This is a genomic window from Micromonospora sp. NPDC049903 (assembly GCF_044460945.1).
Lineage (GTDB): Bacteria > Actinomycetota > Actinomycetes > Mycobacteriales > Micromonosporaceae > Micromonospora.
In genome coordinates this window covers 159,195-176,985 of record NZ_JBITKL010000012.1, presented here as the reverse complement: position 1 = coordinate 176,985, position 17,791 = coordinate 159,195, and the positions used below count along the sequence as shown (strand labels likewise).

Genomic DNA, 17,791 nt, shown 5'->3' with positions numbered 1-17,791 from the left:
ACCCGAAGATCACCTCTTCGTGGACCTGCTCAAACACCCACCACCACCCCACCGTCAAGACCTCCTGGCCAGCGGATTCAGGATGGAACTACTTCATGGATGTTGCTGTCTCGCTGCCGGCGGAGGCAGCAACATCCATGAAGGTGTGGTCTGGGACCGGTGGCGACCACGTTTCGGCGCGACTGGCGCGAGGGGCAGGCTGATCCGTCTGTGCTGTCAGCTCGATAGGGGCCGAGGTCATGGAGGTCACCACTGGACACGCCGCTCACCGTGCGCTGAGCACAGGCCGGGTCGACTGGCGGGCGCGGGGTAGCGTCGGCTCGCATGGGGATCTTGGGCAGGGACACGAAGGACGTCGGGCGACTGGTGCGACCTGCGGAGACGGGTCGCTGGGTGGTACCCGTTCTGGTGCCGCTCGTGGTGGTCTTCGTCGCGTACGCGTGGATCGTTTCCGACGGGCTGGGTGAGGCCGCCCGCAGTGTCGCGGTGGCGACGGCCTGGGGTTCGGCCCTGGTCGGCACGCTGCTCGTGACGCTGCTGGTCCTTCTCACGGTCACGGCGGCCCGGCGTGGCACCACAGCGGTACGGCGGATCGTGGGCACACCCGGCACCTGGCTCGCGGTCGCCGTGGTCGGCTACCTCGTGCTCCTCACCTCCGTCTCCGGCCGGATGGCGCCGCTTCCGGTGTTCGACGCGCTCGATCGGCACTGGCAGGGCAAGGTGCTCGACCTGGTCTGGCTGGCCATCCTGTTCGGCATGTTGCACCGGTGGGCGCGTGCCGAGGCGGGCCTGCGGCTGAGGATCACGCCCAGCTCGGCCCGGCCGGCGCTGCTCACCATCGCCGTCGTGTTCGGGGTCTTCGTCGGGCTCACCGCGCTGGCGGTCGCGCTGGATCCGTCGGCCGCCACGACCGTGGACGCCGAGCGGCTGGCTTTCAACGCCACGATCCCGAACCTGACCGAGGAGTTGATCTGGCGGGCCGCGATGATCGCGGTGCTCGACCGGGCCTTCGGTACGCCCTGGATCGTGCTCGGTGCGCCCGTCGGCTGGGGCATCGTGTTGACCAGCGTGGTCTTCGGCGCCGGCCACGGCATCCTCGTCGACCTCGACGGGGTCTGGGGGTTCAACGTCGCCGGTGGCCTCTTCGCGACCGTGATGGGCTTGGCGCTGGGGTGGATCTGGGCGCGTACCGGCAGCGTGTGGCCCGCGTTCCTGCTGCACTGCGCCCCGGAACTGGGGGTGGACTTCGGCATGCTGGTCGCCGGGTGAGCCGGCGTGGGCTCCCGACGGCGTACCGGCGGGAGCCCACCGGCTCAGACGGCGTTGCGCTGGGCCCAGTCGAGGGCGTAGTCGGCGACCTGCTCCCAGCCGGGCTCGGCGCACGTCCAGTGTGAGCGCTCGGGGAACTCGTGGAAGTCGGTGACGGTGCCGGGCGCCTTGTAGTGGTGGGCGTTGGAGCGGTTCACCGAGGCCGGCATGATGTGGTCCTTGCCCCCGGCGATGAACAGCAGCGGGGCGCGCCCCTCGTTACGGAAGTCGACCCAGGTCTCCTGCTTGCCGGGGGTGAAGTTGGCGAGCAGGCCGTAGGACCAGACCCAGCTTCCCGGCGCGGCGATCGCGTACCGGTCGTAGGCGGCGCGGGCCTCGTCCTCGGGCAGGGTGTTGGTGAACGCGTAGTGGAACTGCTCCGGGGTGAACCCGGCCGCGCGGTGTCGCTTGGCCGGGTTGTTGAGGATCGGGAAGAGCGACTTGATCTGCGAGGGCGGGTTCACCCGGATGCCCTCGGGTGGCGCCGAGTTGATCACGACGCCGGCAGCGCCGTGTCCCCGGTCGAGCAGGAGCTGGGTCAGGGTGCCGCCGAAGGAGTGACCCATGATGATCGGCTTCTCCGGCAGCGCGGTGATGACCTTCTCCAGGTGCGCCACGGTCTCCGGGACGGTCACCGTCGCGATCGGCGTCGGGTCGGCGCGCAGCGCCTCCACCTCCACCTCGAAGCCCGGGTACGTCGGCGTCAGCACCGTGTGCCCCTGCGCCTCGAAGTACGGCACCCAGTGTTCCCAGCTGCGCGAGGTGACCCACAGGCCGTGCACCAGGACGATCGTGCTCATGCGTCGTACTCCTTCAGAAAGGCCAGCAGGTCCTGGCCGAGCTGCTCCTTGTGAGTGTCGGTGATGCCGTGCGGCGCCGACGGGTAAACGATCAGCCTGGCGTCCTTGATCAGCGCGGCGGACGCCTTGCCGCCGACGTCGAAGGGCACGACCTGGTCGTCGTCGCCGTGGATGACCAGCGTCGGCACGTCGAACCGGGCGAGGTCGGCCCGGAAGTCGGTGGCCGAGAAGGCCGCGATGCACTCGTAGGCGTTGCGGTGCCCGGCCTGCACGCTCTGCCGCCAGAACGCGTCCCGGATCCCGGCCGAGATCTCCACCCCCGGCCGGTTGTTGCCGAAGAACGGACCGTCGGCGAGATCCCGGTAGAGCTGCGACCGGTCCGCCAGCGACCCGGCCCGCAGGCCGTCGAAGACCTCCCCGGGTACGCCGTCCGGGTTGTCGTCGGTGCGCAACATCAGCGGGGGTACGGCGGAGACCAGCACCGCCTGTGCCACCCGCGAGGTGCCGTGTCGGCCGATGTACCGGGTGATCTCTCCCCCGCCGGTGGAGAACCCGACGACCGTCGCGTCACGCAGGTCGAGCGTGTCGACCAGGGTGGCCAGGTCGTCGGCGTACGTGTCCATCTCGTTGCCGTGCCAGGTCTGGGTGGAGCGCCCGTGCCCGCGCCGGTCGTGCGCCACGACCCGGTAGCCGTGCGAGGCGAGGAACAGCGCCTGCGCCTCCCAACTGTCGGAGTTGAGCGGCCAGCCGTGACTGAGCACGACCGGTCGCCCCGAACCCCAGTCCTTGTAGAAGATCTCCGCGCCGTCCGCGGTCGTGACGAAGGGCATCCTGCCGTCCTTTCGCTGCCTGGGCGAGAAATGTCGCACCGATCGCGCGGCTCGGGTTTCGTGTCGGCGCACGGTTCTTGCACCTGACAGCACACCGGTTCAGCGCGAGCGGGCCGGTTCCGGAACACGGGTGGTCGGCCTCGTCGCGGCCAGTTGTCGCGGGGTCAGCCCGAAGGCCGCCCGGAAGCGGTGGGAGAAGAAGCTCGGGCTGGAGAAGCCCCATGCGCGGGCCAGCGCGGCGATGGAGGTGTACCGCCGGTGCGTGGCGGTCAGGTCGGCGCGGGCACCTTGGAGGCGCTGCTCGATGATCGACTGTTCCAGGCTCTGCCCCATCTCCTCGTACAGCTTGTAGAGGGCGCGCAGCGAGATGGCGTTGGCGGCGGCGACACGGGCCGGGGTCAGGTCGGGCTCGCGCAGGTGCGCGCGGACGTACGCCTGAATGCGCGCGTACATCGAGGACTCGACGGTGTCGCGCAGCAGGCGACCACTACCGGCGGCGGAGACCACCAGCGCCCGCATCAGCTCGACCGACGCGGCACCGAGTTCGGCGGCGGCAGCGGTGGCGGCGAGCGGGTCGGCCTGCGTGGTCATCCGGATGACGTGCTCCCGCACCAGGTCGTACATCGGACTGCCCGGCAGCGTCCGGGCCGCCTGGTGGATCAGGTGGCGGGGTACGCCGAGCCGGTCCACGTCGACGTGCAGCGCGTACGACGCCCCGCCGCCCTGCCAGCCGTAGACGTACGGCAGCGACAGGTCGACGAGCATCAGGTCACGCGGCCCGAACCGGCGGTCCTCGCGCGCCCAACTCAGGTGGTTGTCGGTGCGCAGCGGCACCGCCAGCACGATCGAGGTCTCGGTCTCCGCCCGGGACATCCGAGGGGTACGCCGCAGCGTGGTGCCCGACGCCTCGATGTTGAAGACCTTCGCGGGCCCGAAGTCGAAGACGGTCATCCGGGCGTGGATCGCGGCCGGGTCCTCGAACGACGCCATGCTCGACGAGCAGTTGGCGCTGACCGTGGCCTGGAACGCCTCGGCGCGCTCGCCGACCGGCAGGTTCCCGGTGTCCAGCACGAGCATGCTCCCTCCCTCCGTCGGATCGAAACCTAACGCTGGCCCGACGGGGCGGGGAGGGCTGTGAGTGCACGGGCGCGACCGACAGTGCACGGATGCGGGGACGGCCCGTCGCCGTGCGACGGACCGCCCCCGCGGACCGGTCGGTGGGTCAGCCGACCGAGGCGGGGAACCGTTCCCAGACCCGGTGGTCGGCCATCAGCCGGTGCACTGCGGTGAAGACGTCCTCGCCCGAGTCGCCGGTGATGACACCGGGCGTACCGGCGACGCCCGCCTGCTCCAGCACGGAGACACCGGGGCCCCAGGCGCCGATCGCCTTGGCGTGCCGCCAGCACTCCTCGACCATCAGCAGCACCCGGGGGTCCACCGGGGCCGTGCCGGCCGGCGCGTCGGGGGCCGGCGGCGCGTCCGGTGCCGGGGCCGGTGCGGCGGCGACCAGCAGCGCGTCGAGTTCGACCGACCGGCCGGTGGCGAAGCTGCGCTGCGCCGGAAGGTCACCGATCAGGCCGCCGTGCGGGGCGATCAGCAGCGGCACCATGTCGGCAGCGAAGACCGCCTGGCGCACGTCGCGGACCGTGTCGAGATCGGCCTCCGGGTCGACGACGATGCCCACCATCCGCCCGTCGGCCGGCCACTGCCGTCCCACCTGGGACAGCGCGGGGCTGGGCGTGACGTCGGCGAGCGGCACGGTCGGCTCTGGCGCGGGCAGCCCGAGACCGGTGGCGACCCGGGCGCAGAGCACCGGGTCGATGTTGGCCAGGCACTGGAGCTGCCGTTCCTTGATCTCCTGGTGATAGCACCTGCCCAGCTCGAAGGTGTAGGCGGCGACGATGTGCTCCCGCTCCACCGGCGACATGCTCAGCCAGAACAGTCGCACCTGGCTGTAGTGGTCGTCGAAGGAGACCGGGTTGGCCCGGACCTTCGGCGCCTCGGCCACCCGCACCGGCACGTCCACGAAGGCGTTCTCGGCGTCCCCGGCCGGGAACGGGTTGCCGCCGTCGAGCGAGTTCGGCCGGTACGGCGCCACCCCGGCGTGCACGGCGTGCTGGTGGAAGCCGTCGCGCAGCATGTCGTTGACGGCCGCGTGCGGCCGGTTGATCGGGATCTGCGGGAAGTTCGGCCCGCCCAGGCGGGTGAGCTGGGTGTCGACGTACGAGAAGAGTCGGCCCTGCAACAGCGGATCGTTGGTGACGTCGATGCCGGGCGGCAGGTGGCCGACGTGGAAGGCGACCTGCTCGGACTCGGCGAAGAAGTTCGTCGGCGTACGGTTCAACGTCAGGCTGCCCACCAGCTGCACCGGGGCGAGTTCCTCCGGCACGATCTTCGTCGGGTCGAGCAGGTCGATACCGGCGAACGTCTCCTCCGGGGTGTCCGGGAAGACCTGGAGACCGAGTTCCCACTCCGGGAAGGCGCCCGCCTCGATCGCGTCGTACAGGTCGCGCCGGTGGAAGTCCGGGTCCATGCCGGCGAGCATCTGGGCCTCCTCCCACACCAGGGAGTGCACGCCCAGCTTGGGCTTCCAGTGGAATTTGGCCAGCACCGTCTCCCCCGCCTCGTTGACCAGGCGGAAGGTGTGTACGCCGAAGCCCTCCATGGTCCGGTACGAGCGCGGGATGCCCCGGTCGGACATGTTCCAGATGGTGTGGTGCTGCGCCTCGGTGTGCAGCGAGACGAAGTCCCAGAACGTGTCGTGTGCGCTCTGCGCCTGCGGGATCTCGCGGTCCGGGTGCGGCTTGCCGGCGTGGATGATGTCCGGGAACTTGATCGCGTCCTGGATGAAGAAGACCGGCATGTTGTTGGCGACCAGGTCGAAGGTGCCCTCGTCGGTGTAGAACTTCGTGGCGAAGCCCCGGGTGTCGCGCACGGTGTCCGCCGAGCCGCGTGACCCGAGGACGGTGGAGAACCTGACGAACACGTCGGTCGTCCGCCCCTTGCGGAGGAATCCCGCCCTGGTCACGGCCTCGGCCGCGCCGTACGCGGTGAACACGCCGTGCGCTCCCGCGCCTCGCGCGTGCACGACCCGCTCGGGGATGCGCTCGTGGTCGAAGTGCGTGATCTTCTCGCGGAGGTGGTGGTCCTGGAGCAGCACCGGTCCTCGGGGACCGGCCTTGAGCGAGTGGTCCGTGTCGCGCAGCCGTGCCCCCTGCGCGGTGGTCAGGTAGGCGCCCTGCTGACCGTTGGCAGTGGCCGGAGCGCCGGTGCGCGCGCCGGTCGGCGTACGGGTCTGCGGGCTGCCCTGCTCCGGCTTTGGCGGCAGCGGATCCTGCGGCGTGGTCGGCTCCGACACTGTCGGTGGCGCGCTGCCCGGTTTGCCGGGCACTTCCGGCGTGAGGGCGTCGGTGACCTTCTCCGCGGCGGACTCCACCGCGTCCTTGACCACCTTCGCGGGGTTACGGGCATCCATATCGGCAAGTACCTCCTGGAACACAAGTACCGGATGCCACCGCGATACCCTGGCCGGAGTCGGCAAAACAGGGCGAACGGTATGAGTCTGGTAAGGCCCGTTCCTCGGTGCTCGGCTAGGTCCGGCGGGCGTGCACGCGTTCGATGGTGCCGTAGGTGAGTCGTTCGGTGGCGACGACCTCGACGTCGAACTGTCGCAGGGTGTGCAGCGGGCGACGCGTGTAGTGCTCGCCCTGCAACGGCACGCTGACCAGGTCGACGACGTGCTGCGCGGCGCGCAGGATCGGGTGCGCGGCGACGATGTGGTCGGCGAGCAGCAGGTCACCGCCGGGCCGCAGCACCCGGACCGCTTCGGCGAGGGCGGCCCGCTCGTCGGGAACGCAGCACAGCGCGAAGGTGCAGGCGACGGTGTCGAACCGCGCGTCGGGGAACGGCAACGCGGTAGCGTCGGCGACAGCCAGCGCAACCGTACGACCGAGGTCGGCGGCACGCCGCCCGGCCGCACGCACCATCCGGGGACTCCAGTCGACGCCGCTCAGCCGCACGTCGGCCGAGTAGTGCGGCAGGTTGAGGCCGGTGCCGACGGCCACCTCGAGGGTCTGCCCGCTGGCGCGCCGGCACACCCACCGGCGGCTGGTCCCGAGCAGCCGGCGTTCCGCCGAGGCGGTCCGCCGGTCGTACCCGGTGGCCCGGTCGTCCCAGTAGTGGATGAGTCGGTCACGCCGTCGCATGTGCAGCACCCCGCTCTCCCGACCGACCCCGCCGCGACCCGGACATCGGCCCACCCCGATCGTGCCACCCGCCCACCACGCCCGACCAACCCCGGCTCCAGGCCGGCAGCCGGTTGATCAAGAGGTTTTGGCCCTGCGCGCCGAGGTGTCGTGACCAGAACTTCTTGATCGACGCGCCGGAACGGGGGGCGGGCGGTGGGGCGGGCGGTGGGCGGTTTACCGCCTGGAGGAGCGGCGGCGGCGTAGCTCGGCCGCGACCGGCACGAGCAGCGCGAAGCCGAACAGCCCGGCCAGCCCCCACGGGTGGTGGTCGGTGGTCGCCTCCACCCGGCGGGCCGCGCCGGAAGTGACCACCTCGCCGTGGATCCGGTAGTCGCCGACAGCCGGGGCCGGCAGGGCCATCGGGATCCGCACGACGCGTTCCTCCCCGGCGGCGAGATCCGGCGTGTCCGGGGACGCGACGAAGCCGGTCGGCTCCGGTCCCCGACCGACGGTGAACGACAGCGCCACCGCCACCGGCACCGGCTCGTCGTTGCGCAGCCGCAGCACCACGGTCCGCTGCGCGGCGGCACCGAACAGGGCGGGCCAGCCGCCGTCGCGTTCGACGTGTGCTCCGACGACGACCGGGGGGCGGGTTCCGGTCTGCCGGACGGTGCCGCCGGATCGCCGGGTCGCGCCGGTCACGCGCAGCGGCGCGGTCGCCGTGAGCCGGCCCTCCATCGTGCGCACCCGCACCTGGCAGGGGCAGCCGTCGGGTGGCGCGACGACGGTCAGCGGCGTCCCACCGGCACCGGTGCCGGGCAGGTGGATCTGGGCCGAGGTGTCCACCGCGCAGCGGGGCGGCGTACCCGCGTCGCACAGCTCGATCACGACGGTGCCGGCGGGCCAACCGGTGAGCCGGACCAGCACCTGCTCCCCCGGTCTCGCCTCGGCCCGGTCCAGCGTCACCCGAGGGTCCGGCGTCGGGGCGACGGTCAGGGCGAGGCCGGCGAGCAGGGCGGCGGCACCGTACGCGAGCCATCTCATGCCGGTGTCGACCGGCGACGCCGGATCGCCCGCACCCGGCTGACCAGCAGCCCGCCGAGGGTGGCGAGCAGCACCGCCGTCCAGACCCAGGGCACGGCCCAGGTCGCGGCGGTGCGGTGCACGGTGGGCAGCATCCGGTCCGGGGTGGCCGGGTCGACGGCCACGTCGGCGGCCAGCCGTCCGGCCGGCACCACGCCGTTGATCTGTTCGGTGACGGTGATCGCCGCGCCGGGCAGCAACTCGGGCACGGTGACCGGCTCGGTGCGGGCCAGTCCGATGCCGAACGGCGCGGTCAGGCGTACCTGGGTGGTGCCGGTCAGCCGGGTGTTGCCGGTGTTGCGCAGCCGGTAGCTGACCACGACCGGCCCGGTGCCGAACGGGTTGACCGGGTTGTCGTAGCCGATCCGCATCGCCTCGACCTGAAGGCCGGGGCGCACCGGGCCGGCGACCCGCAGATAGATCCGGGCGGCCACGCGACGGTCGAGCCTGACCTGCCCGCCGCCCTCCGCCACCTGGGCGATCGAGGCGACCACACCACCGGCGTGGTCACCGGGGCTCGCGTTGGCCGGTACGCCGATCCGGAACGGCAGGATCACCTGCTCGCCCGCCGGCACCCGGTAGGTGCGCTCGGCGAACTGCGTCCAGGCGCCCACGTCCACCGCCGGACGGCTGGCCGGTTGCAGCGCGAAGCCGCCGTCGTCGGTGGTGAAGGCGTCGGCGCCGTACACCGCGAAGGTCATCGCGGCCGTGCTCAGGTTGGTCAGCGCCACCCGGTCCTCGATCACCTGACCGGGTTCGGCGTCGTGGACGAAGTAGCTGCGGCCGGTGGGGCCGGACGGTCCGGACGGCTGCACCGCCCAGGTGAACCCGGCGTCGCTCGGCGACGGTGACGGCGCGGGAGCCGGCGCGGCGAGGGCGACGGCCGGTCCGCCGGCCAGCACGCCGGCGAGGACGGTGAGGACCAGGGTCGCGGCGACCAGGTGCGGGGAAGGGCACCTCGTCATCGATCTGCGCACAACAAGATGCCCTTCCACGCGTCAGGACAGGGTGAGGGTCAGGGTGGCGGTGTAGTCACCCGGACCGGTGGCGGCCGGGACCCCGAGGCCCAGGTCGGCACCGCACCGGAAGCTGCCGGCGCTGGCACCGGCGGCGGAGCCGCACAGGGTACGGGCGCTGCCCAGACCCGTGCCGTCACCCGGGTTGGCCCGCCCGCCCGGGTTGACCACCCCGGACGAGCCCACCAACTTGTCGGCGAGCACGGACGCGTTCGGCGTCCAGCCGAGGTTGTCGGCGGCGATGGTGCCACCGAGCGCGCTGGTGAAGTCCTCCACCTGACCGACCACGTTCCAGCCGGCGTTGGTGCCGCGCAGGTCGCTGACGGTCACCGCGTTGAGCGCACCGTCGGCGACCCCGCCGGGGTGCACGGCCGACAGCGCCACGGCACTGCCCGACGAGGTCAGCGTCAGCGGACCGGACTGGAGCACCGTGGCGGTGATCTCCTGCTCGGCACCGCTGGGGCCACCGGTGGCCCCACGGAAGGTGATCGGGGTGAAGGTGTCCTGGCTGCGGTCGCTGGAGGCGTGTGCCGCGAACGTCAGCACGTAGCACTGGGTCACGGTGCAGTCGACCGTGTCGCCGTTGCCGTCGGTGTAGCTCGGCACCAGGTCCAACGTGGTGGAGAAGGTGCCGTCGGCGGCGAGCCTGACCTGCGCCGCGGACGACGAGGCGTTCTTGTGCACCCACTTCACCGGCTTGTACGGGCGGGAGTTCACCCAGTGGTTGTCGACCTTCGGGCCGAACGCCACATAGACACCGACGCCGCCGTTGGCGTCCGGGTCGAACCCGGAGCCGGTGACGGTGACCGACGTCCCCTCGGGGTCGAGGGCGGCGGACGGGTCCACGGTGACCGACGGGGTGGCGGGGCCGCCGCCGCCCGTGCCGGTGGTGAAGGTGAACGACGTCGGGTCCATCACCGTGCCGGCGGTGAAGAAGCCGGCGAAGGCGGTGGCCCCGGTCTCGGTCAGCGTGGTGGTCAGGTTGCTCCAGCTCACCGAGTCACCCGAGACGGTCGGGCTGGTGCCGCCGGTGCCGAGGGTGGCGATGGCGGCCTGCTCGATCTGCACCGGCTCGAACCCGCCGCCGCTGACCTCGAGGTCGACGTCGGCGAGCAACGATCCGCCCGCGCCGTCCACCACCACGGTGGGGTTGGCCAGGGTGATCTTGAAGAAGTGCGACGGGTACGAGAACACGACCGTGCCGCCGTAGTTGACGGTGGTCGCGCCGGTGGCGCTGTCGTACGTGCCGCCGGTGACCGGGAACTTGAAGGTGCCGTCCGCGTTACGGGTGGCGCCGTCGGCGACCCCGATCGGCGGGTTGCCGTTACCGGTCGAGACGTACGCCCGGAACGAGCTCTTGAAGCCCCAGTCGAGGCTTCCCGCGGTGACGTCGGCCGGTGCCGCCGTCGCCGGGGCCACCACGGCCAGTGACGCGGCGGCGCCGAGCACGGCTGCCGACGCCCACCGGTACGACCGTCGGCGGATACCGCCGGGTCTGGGTACGGACATGAGTCTTCCTCTCGGAGGGGGTAGGGCTCGATTAGGTTAGGCTCACCTAATCTTTTGCGAAATCCTCCGAACACCCTCTTGCGGAACCCGCAAGATCGACTTAGGTTAGCCTAACCAATCTTCGGAGGTCACTCATGCCTGCCCGCCTCGCCGCCGCCCCGGTCAGCGTGGTGCTGCTGGTCATCGGCGCCCTCGCGGCCGGCCCCGCGTACGCGGACACGGTCGGCAGGGGCCCCGACGGTCAGCGGCTCTCCGTCACCCGGACGAGCGCGATCCCCCTCGCCGGTGCCACGGTCACCGTCGCCGGCTCCGGTTACGACACCGCCAAGGGCGTCTACGTCGCGTTCTGCGTCGACAACGGCGCCAGTGCGCCACCCTCGCCCTGTGGCGGCGGCATCGACACCAGCGGCGCCAGCGGCGCCTCGCACTGGATCTCGTCGAACCCGCCCGCGTACGGCGAGGGGCTGGCCGTCCCGTACGGCTCCGGCGGCTCGTTCAGCGTCCGGCTCCGGCTGACCGCGACGATCGGCGACGTGGACTGCACCGTCCGGCGCTGCGTGGTGGCCAGCCGCAACGACCACACCCGCAGCTCGGACCGCTCGCAGGACGTCAAGGTCCCGGTCACCTTCGCCGCACCGGCGGCCAGCCCGACCACCCGGGCCGCCGCCCCCGCGTCGTCAGCCCCCGGCGGCACCACTCGGACCTCCGCCGCCCCGGCACCGGCCGCCTCCGGCGCGCCCGCCGGTACGACCCCCTCGGCCGGCGCCGTCGAGGGCTCGGCCCCGGCCGACGCGGGTACGCCCACCGGTGCGGGCGGCACCGGCACCGACCCGGTCAGCGGCGACCAGCAACTGCTCACCACCCAGGTCAGCGACAGCGGACCGGCCGGACGCTGGTTCACGGTCACCGTCGCCGGACTCGCCGCACTGCTGGTCCTGCTGGTGGTCCTGCGGATCCGCCGACGTCGGCAGGCGCAGCGGTGAGGCGAGTACTGCCCGCCCTGCTGGCACTGTCCGCGCTGCTCGGTCTCGTCGCCTGCGACGCCGCCGCCGGCACGCCGGGCGCCACCCCGGCGACCGGCTGCGGGCCCGCCACCGCCGTGGTGACCGACACCGACGTGGTCCCGGTCGGCGGCGATCCCGGCAGCAGTCTGCCGGCCACCGTGGACTCGGCCGACGGGACGACGGTCACCGTCACCGACGCCAGCCGCATCCTCGCGGTGAACCTGTACGGCTCCATCGCCGAGATCGTCTTCAGCCTCGGCCTCGGCGGTCGGGTGATCGGGCGGGACACCTCCACCACCTTCGCCGCCGCCGCGCACCTGCCGGTGGTCACGCCGGCCGGACACGACCTGGCCGCCGAGGCGGTGCTGCGGCTGAACCCGACGGTGGTACTCGCCGACACCAGCATCGGCCCGCCCGAGGTGCTCACCCAACTCCGTCGGGCCGGTATCCCGGTGGTCCTGATCGACGACGAGCAGAGCCTCGCCGCGATCCCGCGCAACATCCGGGCCATCGCCGCCGCCCTCGGCGTACCGGCGGCCGGGGAACTCCTGGTGTCCCGGGTGGAGGGTGAGATCGCCGAGGCCCGCCGCAGTGCCCCGGCGGACGGCCCGCCACTGCGCATCGCGTTCCTCTATGTCCGGGGCACCGCCGGGGTGTACCTGATCGGCGGCAAGGGCGCCGGCTCCGACGAGATGATCCGGGCGATCGGCGCGACCGACGCCGGCACCGAGATCGGACTGTCCCGGTTCCGGCCGCTGACCAGCGAGGGTCTGATCAACGCGGCACCGGACGTCATCCTGGTGATGACCGACGGGCTGGAGTCGGTCAAGGGCGTGGACGGCCTGCTCGCCCTGCCCGGCGTCGGCCAGACCCCGGCCGGTCAGCACCGCCGGATCGTGGACATGGACGACGGGATGCTGCTGAGCTTCGGGGCCCGGACCGGCCGCACCATCCAGGCCCTCGCCGAGGCGGTCCACCGACCGTGCACATGAGACGACCTCTGCTGCTGGTCGGGCTGAGCGTCGCCCTGGTCCTGCTCTGCCTCGTCGCGGCCGGCACCGGGCAGGTCCAGGTGCCGCCCGCCGAGGTGCTCGGCTCGCTGCTGCACCGCATCGGGCTCGACGTCGGGCCACTGCCGAGCGCCCCGCACGGGGAGAGCGCCCTCTGGGTGGTGCGCTTCCCCCGGGTCGTGCTCGCCGTCGTCGTCGGTGCCGCGCTCGGCTGCGCCGGTGCGCTGATGCAGGGCGTCTTCGGCAACCCGCTGGCCGAACCGGGCGTCATCGGCGTCTCCTCGGGTGCCGCGGTCGGTGCCGCCACGGTCATCATCACCGGTGTCGCCACCCTCGGCGGCTGGACCGTCGCGGTCGGGGCCTTCCTCGGCGGTCTCGCCGCCACCGCCCTGGTCTATTCGATGTCCCGCACCGGCGGACGCACCGAAGTGGTCACGCTGGTGCTGACCGGCATCGCGGTCAACGCGGTGGCCGGCGCGCTGATCGGCCTGCTGATGTTCTTCGGCGACGCCGACGCCGTACGCGCCATCGCGTTCTGGCAGCTCGGCAGCCTGGCCCAGGCCAACTGGGCGGCTGTGGGAGTGACCCTGCCGTGCGCGGCCGTCGGCATCGCGATCGCCGTCGCCACCGCCCGCCGCCTGGACCTGCTCGCCCTCGGTGACCGGTCGGCCCGGCACCTGGGCGTCCACGTGGAACGGTTGCGACTCGCCATGATCGGGGTGACCGCGCTGCTCGGCGCCGCTGCGGTGGCCTTCACCGGCGTGATCTCCTTCGTCGGGCTGGTCGTGCCGCACCTGGTCCGGATGGTCGCCGGGCCGGGTCACCGGCTGCTCCTGCCGGCCAGCGCGCTGGGCGGGGCCATCGTGGTCGTCGCCGGGGACCTGGCCGCCCGCACCCTGGTCGACTACCAGGAACTGCCGCTCGGCGTGCTGACCGCCGTGGTGGGTGGCCCGTGCTTCTTCTGGCTGCTGCGCCGGACCCGGGCCCGGGCGGGAGGATGGGGATGAGACGGACGGTGCCGGAGGTCGGTCGCGAACCGATCGGTCTGCGGGTGGACCGGTTGGGTGTCCGGCGCGGCGGCCGACCGATCCTGACCGACGTGACTCTCGACGTCCGGGGCGGGGAGCTGCTGGCGCTGGTCGGGCCGAACGGCGCCGGCAAGAGCACCCTGCTCGGCGCCATCTGCGGTGACCTGGCCCCGGCTTCCGGTGACATCGCGTTCGCCGGTCGGCCGCTGCACCGGTGGGCTCCGGTCGAGCTGGCCCGGCTCCGCGCCATGCTGCCGCAACGCGCCACCATGACGTTCCCGTTCACCGTCGGCGAGGTGGTCGCGATGGGCCGCGCCCCGTGGGCCGGGACCGGGTACGCCGCCGAGGACGACGACGCGGTCCGCGAGGCCCTGCGGCTGACCGGCACCGAGTCCTTCACCGACCGGGTCTTCTCCGCGCTCTCCGGCGGCGAGCAGGCGCGGGTGGCGTTGGCCCGGGTGCTCGCCCAACGCACCCCGATGCTCCTGCTGGACGAGCCGACCGCCGCGCTCGACCTGCACCATCAGGAGTTGGTGCTCCGGCTCGCACGCGAGCGGGCCCGCCGGGGCGGCGCGGTGGTGGTCGTCCTGCACGACCTGGCGCTGGCCGCCGCGTACGCGGACCGGATCGCCCTGCTGGCCGGTGGACGGTTGGTCGCCGACGGGCCGCCGGTCGAGGTACTCACCGCCGACCGGCTCAGCGAGGTCTATCAGCACGAGATCGAGGTGCTGCCGCATCCGCGCACGGGTGTGCCGCTGGTGGTGCCGGTCCGCACCGACGAGTGACGGCCCGCCGGTGGTGACCGGTGGGCCGTCGTACGTCGCACGGGATCAGCTCGCGTCGGGACGCGGGGTCACGCCCAGCGCCGTGCACGCCTCCCGGTACATCCGGGCGGCCTCGGCCCGGATCTGCCGCCGCTCGGTGAGCGGGGCGCTGAAGGGCACCCGCACCGGGACCTGAGCACCCTCCACGGTGGCCGCGAAGTACATCGCCTCGGCGTCCATCCCGGACATGGTGGCCGCGGTGGCGGCCGGTGCACCGCCCAGCCCCTGGCAGATCAGCCGGCAGTCGTCGGCGTGGTCGGTGTTCATGTGCCGCATCACGGCCGACACCACCTCGGGCGGGAACGGGTTCGGCGCGCTCACGCGGCACTCCCCCGCACCACGTCCCGGCCCAGCTCGGCGATCATCTCGGTGTTCAGCCGGTACGCCCACGACACCTCGTCGAGGAAGCGTTGCCGCTCGACCTCGTCCCACGGCGCCGTGTCGAGCAGCTCGCGGTAGTGCTGCTTGAAGTCCTTCGCGTCCAGGTCCGGGAAGAGGAAGAACCGGACGCCGTCGGTGTCGAGCCCGAACGTGCGGCGCACCGCCCGCACCATCACCTGCCCGCCGGAGAGGTCACCCATGTACCGCGTGTAGTGGTGGGCGACGAAGCCCGCCGGCCAGGTGAACGCGACCTCGCGCAGGCGTTCGTGGTACTGCCGGGTGGCGGGGCTCGGCGCGATCCGGCTGGCCCAGTCGGGACCGTGCAGGAACCGCAGGTCGTCGACGATGCCGGGCAGGCGGTGCAGTTCCTCGACGACGAACGGCCCGGCCACCGGGTCGTCCCGCATCGCCTCGGCGGCTTCCTCCAATGTCTGGTAGACGACGTGGAGCTGCTCCAACAGTGCCGCGTACCCGTTCCGGTCGAGCTGCCCCGACAGCAGGGCGTCGAAATACGTCACGTTCTGCGCGGCCCGGTGGTCCGCCCTGGTCAACTCGCGCACCTGTGCGGCGAACCCCATGAACACCTCCTGTTGTTAGGTAAGCCTAACCTATCATGATCACGACCTGGTGGGGAGAGGGCACCAGCTCAACATTCCAGGAAGGTAAACCCTTGTACCGCTTGGTCGGCTGGCCTGGCGCGGTCCACGACATCTTGCGACGCTAGTGATCGTGTATGACTACGACCTGTTGGTACTGGGCTCAGGGCCGAGCGGTCAGAAGGCCGCCATCGCCGCCGCCAAACTCGGCAGGCGGGTGGGCGTCGTGGATCGACGCGACATGCTCGGCGGAGTCTGCATCAACACCGGCACCGTCCCCTCGAAGACCCTGCGCGAAGCCGTCCTCTATCTGACCGGACTGAGCCAACGAGACCTGTACGGCAGCAGCTACCGCGTCAAGGACGAGATCACCGTCAGCGACCTGGCGGCCCGCACCCAACATGTGATCAACCGACAGACCGACGTCATCCGCAACCAGTTGACCCGCAACCGGGTCACCCTGATCACCGGCACCGGCCGCTTCGCCGACCCGCACTCGGTCTGGGTCGACGGCGGCTCCGGACGGGACTCGAAGATCACCTTCGACAAGGCCATCATCGCCGCCGGCACCCGCCCGGCCCGGCCGGACAGCGTCGACTTCGACGACCGGACCATCGTCGACTCCGACGGCGTCATCAACCTCCAGGCCGTGCCACGCAGCATGGTCGTGGTCGGCGCGGGCGTGATCGGCATGGAGTACGCCTCCATGTTCGCCGCGCTGGGCACCAAGGTGACCGTGGTGGAACGCCGCGAACGGATGCTCGACTTCTGCGACGAGGAGATCATCGAGTCACTCAAGTACCACTTGCGCGACCTGTCGGTGACGTTCCGCTTCGGCGAGGAGGTCGCCGCGGTGGAGAAGCACCAGAACGCGGCACTGTGCGTACTCAAGAGCGGCAAGCGAATCGTCGCCGACACGGTGATGTACTCGGCCGGACGGCAGGGCCAGACCGACGGGCTGGACCTGGAGTCGGCCGGGCTGACCGCCGACCGGCGCGGCCGGATCGAGGTCGACGCGAACTACCGGACCACGGTGGAGAACATCTACGCCGTCGGTGACGTGATCGGTTTCCCGGCACTGGCCTCCACCTCGATGGAGCAGGGCCGGTTGGCCGCCCAGCACGCCTGCGGCGAGCCGGAACGCCCGATGCACGAGTTGCAGCCGATCGGCATCTACACCATCCCGGAGATCAGCTTCGTCGGGAAGACCGAGGACGAGCTGACCGAGAGCGCCACACCGTTCGAGGTGGGCGTCGCCCGCTACCGCGAGTTGGCGCGCGGCCAGATCGTCGGCGACTCATACGGCATGCTGAAGCTGCTCGTCTCACCGGACGACGGTCGGCTGCTGGGCGTCCACGTCTTCGGCACCGGCGCGACCGAGATCGTCCACATCGGGCAGGCGGTGATGGGCTGCGGCGGCACAGTCGACTACCTGGTCGACACGGTGTTCAACTACCCGACGCTGGCCGAGGCGTACAAGGTGGCGGCGTTGGACGCGTCCAACAAGATCCGCAACATCACCCGGATCGACACCTGACCGACCCGGCCTGGTCTCGCTGCCTCGCGGCCTCGCTGCTTCGCGGCTTCGCGGCCGACGGCGGCGAGACCAGGTCCCCGGGTGGCAGTCCCCCTCGCCACCGGCTTCGTGCCCTCGCGCGCAGGCCAGCCGACGCACGGACCAGCAAGCGCAGCGCAGCCGGGGCGCAGCCGGGGCGCAGCCGGGGCGCAGGGACCAGCCGGGCGATCGTGTGCTGCTGCGATGCTGCCCACGTGGTGTCTGCTGGGAGCACTGTCGAGCTGACCCGTTTGTGCCGTCACCCGTCGCGATCATTCGGCCGGTGGGCCACCGCCACTCCGCGACCGCGACCGCCTTGGGGCCCGCAGCCGTTCAGTCCCACCGGGTCGCTGTCCGTTCTCGTTGACCGCCGTGCCCAGGACGACTGTCCGCCGATCATCCGCCCTGACCACCTCACCGGACGGACGCCGTGGCAGGAGCCCGTTCCCACCGCCGCCCCCGGCACAGGTCCAATCCCGGGCAACGTCCGAGCCTCGGCAGAGTACGTATCTGGGAAAAGGTCCGAGCCTGGACAACGTCCGAGCCTCGGTAAGGTGCGTATCCGGCGACGGTCCGAGCCTGGCCAAGGGTCGAGGTTAGGGAAGGTCCGAGTCCGGGCACGGGTCGAAGTCCGGGCACGGGTCAGCATCGCCCACCGGC

17 protein-coding genes are annotated in these 17,791 nt (G+C 71.9%); 7 read left to right on the top strand and 10 right to left on the bottom strand.

Going from position 1 to position 17,791, the window contains the following annotated elements; genetic code table 11:
- Window positions 1–203 (top strand): hypothetical protein (locus tag ACIBO1_RS19965; RefSeq protein ID WP_396748532.1); only part of this gene is annotated, 203 nt, incomplete at its 5' end.
- Between the two features lie 121 nt (window positions 204–324).
- Complete coding sequence (locus ACIBO1_RS19960; RefSeq protein ID WP_396748530.1) at window positions 325–1,269, top strand: lysostaphin resistance A-like protein; 945 nt, start codon at window positions 325–327, stop codon at window positions 1,267–1,269.
- Between the two features lie 44 nt (window positions 1,270–1,313).
- Here ACIBO1_RS19960 and ACIBO1_RS19955 read toward each other — a convergent pair whose 3' ends face one another.
- The 8 genes from ACIBO1_RS19955 to ACIBO1_RS19920 form a co-directional block, all read right to left on the bottom strand.
- Window positions 1,314–2,108 carry an alpha/beta hydrolase gene (locus tag ACIBO1_RS19955; RefSeq protein ID WP_396748528.1) on the bottom strand — a complete coding sequence of 265 codons (795 nt, stop codon included), beginning with the start codon at window positions 2,106–2,108 and terminating at the stop codon, window positions 1,314–1,316.
- The gene (locus tag ACIBO1_RS19950) at window positions 2,105–3,010 is read right to left on the bottom strand and encodes an alpha/beta fold hydrolase (RefSeq protein WP_396748526.1); all 906 of its coding nucleotides are present in this window, start codon (window positions 3,008–3,010) and stop codon (window positions 2,105–2,107) included. The genes ACIBO1_RS19955 and ACIBO1_RS19950 overlap by 4 nt, the downstream gene beginning before the upstream one ends.
- A gap of 27 nt (window positions 3,011–3,037) precedes the next feature.
- Window positions 3,038–4,015, bottom strand: a complete 978-nt coding sequence (locus ACIBO1_RS19945) for a helix-turn-helix domain-containing protein (RefSeq protein WP_396748524.1) — start codon at window positions 4,013–4,015, stop codon at window positions 3,038–3,040.
- A gap of 145 nt (window positions 4,016–4,160) precedes the next feature.
- Window positions 4,161–6,413 (bottom strand): catalase, encoded by a 2,253-nt coding sequence (locus ACIBO1_RS19940; RefSeq protein WP_396748522.1) that lies wholly within the window; start codon window positions 6,411–6,413, stop codon window positions 4,161–4,163.
- Between the two features lie 115 nt (window positions 6,414–6,528).
- A complete protein-coding gene (locus tag ACIBO1_RS19935; RefSeq protein WP_396748520.1) occupies window positions 6,529–7,143 on the bottom strand; it encodes a class I SAM-dependent methyltransferase in 615 nt (204 codons plus the stop codon).
- Between the two features lie 216 nt (window positions 7,144–7,359).
- Window positions 7,360–8,169 (bottom strand): hypothetical protein, encoded by an 810-nt coding sequence (locus ACIBO1_RS19930; protein ID WP_396748518.1) that lies wholly within the window; start codon window positions 8,167–8,169, stop codon window positions 7,360–7,362.
- A complete protein-coding gene (locus ACIBO1_RS19925) occupies window positions 8,166–9,173 on the bottom strand; it encodes a WxL protein peptidoglycan domain-containing protein (RefSeq protein ID WP_396748516.1) in 1,008 nt (335 codons plus the stop codon). The genes ACIBO1_RS19930 and ACIBO1_RS19925 overlap by 4 nt, the downstream gene beginning before the upstream one ends.
- A 33-nt stretch (window positions 9,174–9,206) precedes the next feature.
- Complete coding sequence (locus ACIBO1_RS19920) at window positions 9,207–10,733, bottom strand: HtaA domain-containing protein (protein WP_396748514.1); 1,527 nt, start codon at window positions 10,731–10,733, stop codon at window positions 9,207–9,209.
- Between the two features lie 134 nt (window positions 10,734–10,867).
- Here ACIBO1_RS19920 and ACIBO1_RS19915 point away from each other — a divergent pair, with 134 nt between their 5' ends.
- The 4 genes from ACIBO1_RS19915 to ACIBO1_RS19900 are packed head-to-tail and all read left to right on the top strand — an operon-like array spanning window position 10,868 to window position 14,560.
- Entirely contained in the window at window positions 10,868–11,716 is an 849-nt protein-coding gene (locus ACIBO1_RS19915; protein ID WP_396748512.1) for a hypothetical protein, read from the top strand.
- Window positions 11,713–12,729: a hemin ABC transporter substrate-binding protein gene (locus ACIBO1_RS19910; RefSeq protein ID WP_396748510.1), complete on the top strand. Its 1,017-nt coding sequence runs from the start codon at window positions 11,713–11,715 to the stop codon at window positions 12,727–12,729. The genes ACIBO1_RS19915 and ACIBO1_RS19910 overlap by 4 nt, the downstream gene beginning before the upstream one ends.
- On the top strand, window positions 12,726–13,754 hold the full coding sequence (locus tag ACIBO1_RS19905) for a FecCD family ABC transporter permease (RefSeq protein WP_396748508.1): 1,029 nt from the start codon (window positions 12,726–12,728) through the stop codon (window positions 13,752–13,754). Before ACIBO1_RS19910 ends, ACIBO1_RS19905 begins: the two co-directional genes overlap by 4 nt.
- On the top strand, window positions 13,751–14,560 hold the full coding sequence (locus ACIBO1_RS19900; protein ID WP_396748506.1) for a heme ABC transporter ATP-binding protein: 810 nt from the start codon (window positions 13,751–13,753) through the stop codon (window positions 14,558–14,560). The genes ACIBO1_RS19905 and ACIBO1_RS19900 overlap by 4 nt, the downstream gene beginning before the upstream one ends.
- A gap of 45 nt (window positions 14,561–14,605) precedes the next feature.
- Here the strand turns inward: ACIBO1_RS19900 and ACIBO1_RS19895 are convergent, their stop codons facing one another.
- Window positions 14,606–14,920, bottom strand: a complete 315-nt coding sequence (locus tag ACIBO1_RS19895) for a DUF2470 domain-containing protein (protein WP_396748504.1) — start codon at window positions 14,918–14,920, stop codon at window positions 14,606–14,608.
- Complete coding sequence (locus tag ACIBO1_RS19890; protein ID WP_396748502.1) at window positions 14,917–15,558, bottom strand: heme oxygenase (biliverdin-producing); 642 nt, start codon at window positions 15,556–15,558, stop codon at window positions 14,917–14,919. The genes ACIBO1_RS19895 and ACIBO1_RS19890 overlap by 4 nt, the downstream gene beginning before the upstream one ends.
- 151 nt (window positions 15,559–15,709) lie before the next feature.
- On the opposite strand from ACIBO1_RS19890, the gene sthA reads away from it, so the two are divergent.
- On the top strand, window positions 15,710–17,113 hold the full coding sequence (gene sthA / locus ACIBO1_RS19885; RefSeq protein WP_396748500.1) for a Si-specific NAD(P)(+) transhydrogenase: 1,404 nt from the start codon (window positions 15,710–15,712) through the stop codon (window positions 17,111–17,113).
- Window positions 17,114–17,791 lie beyond the last annotated feature (678 nt).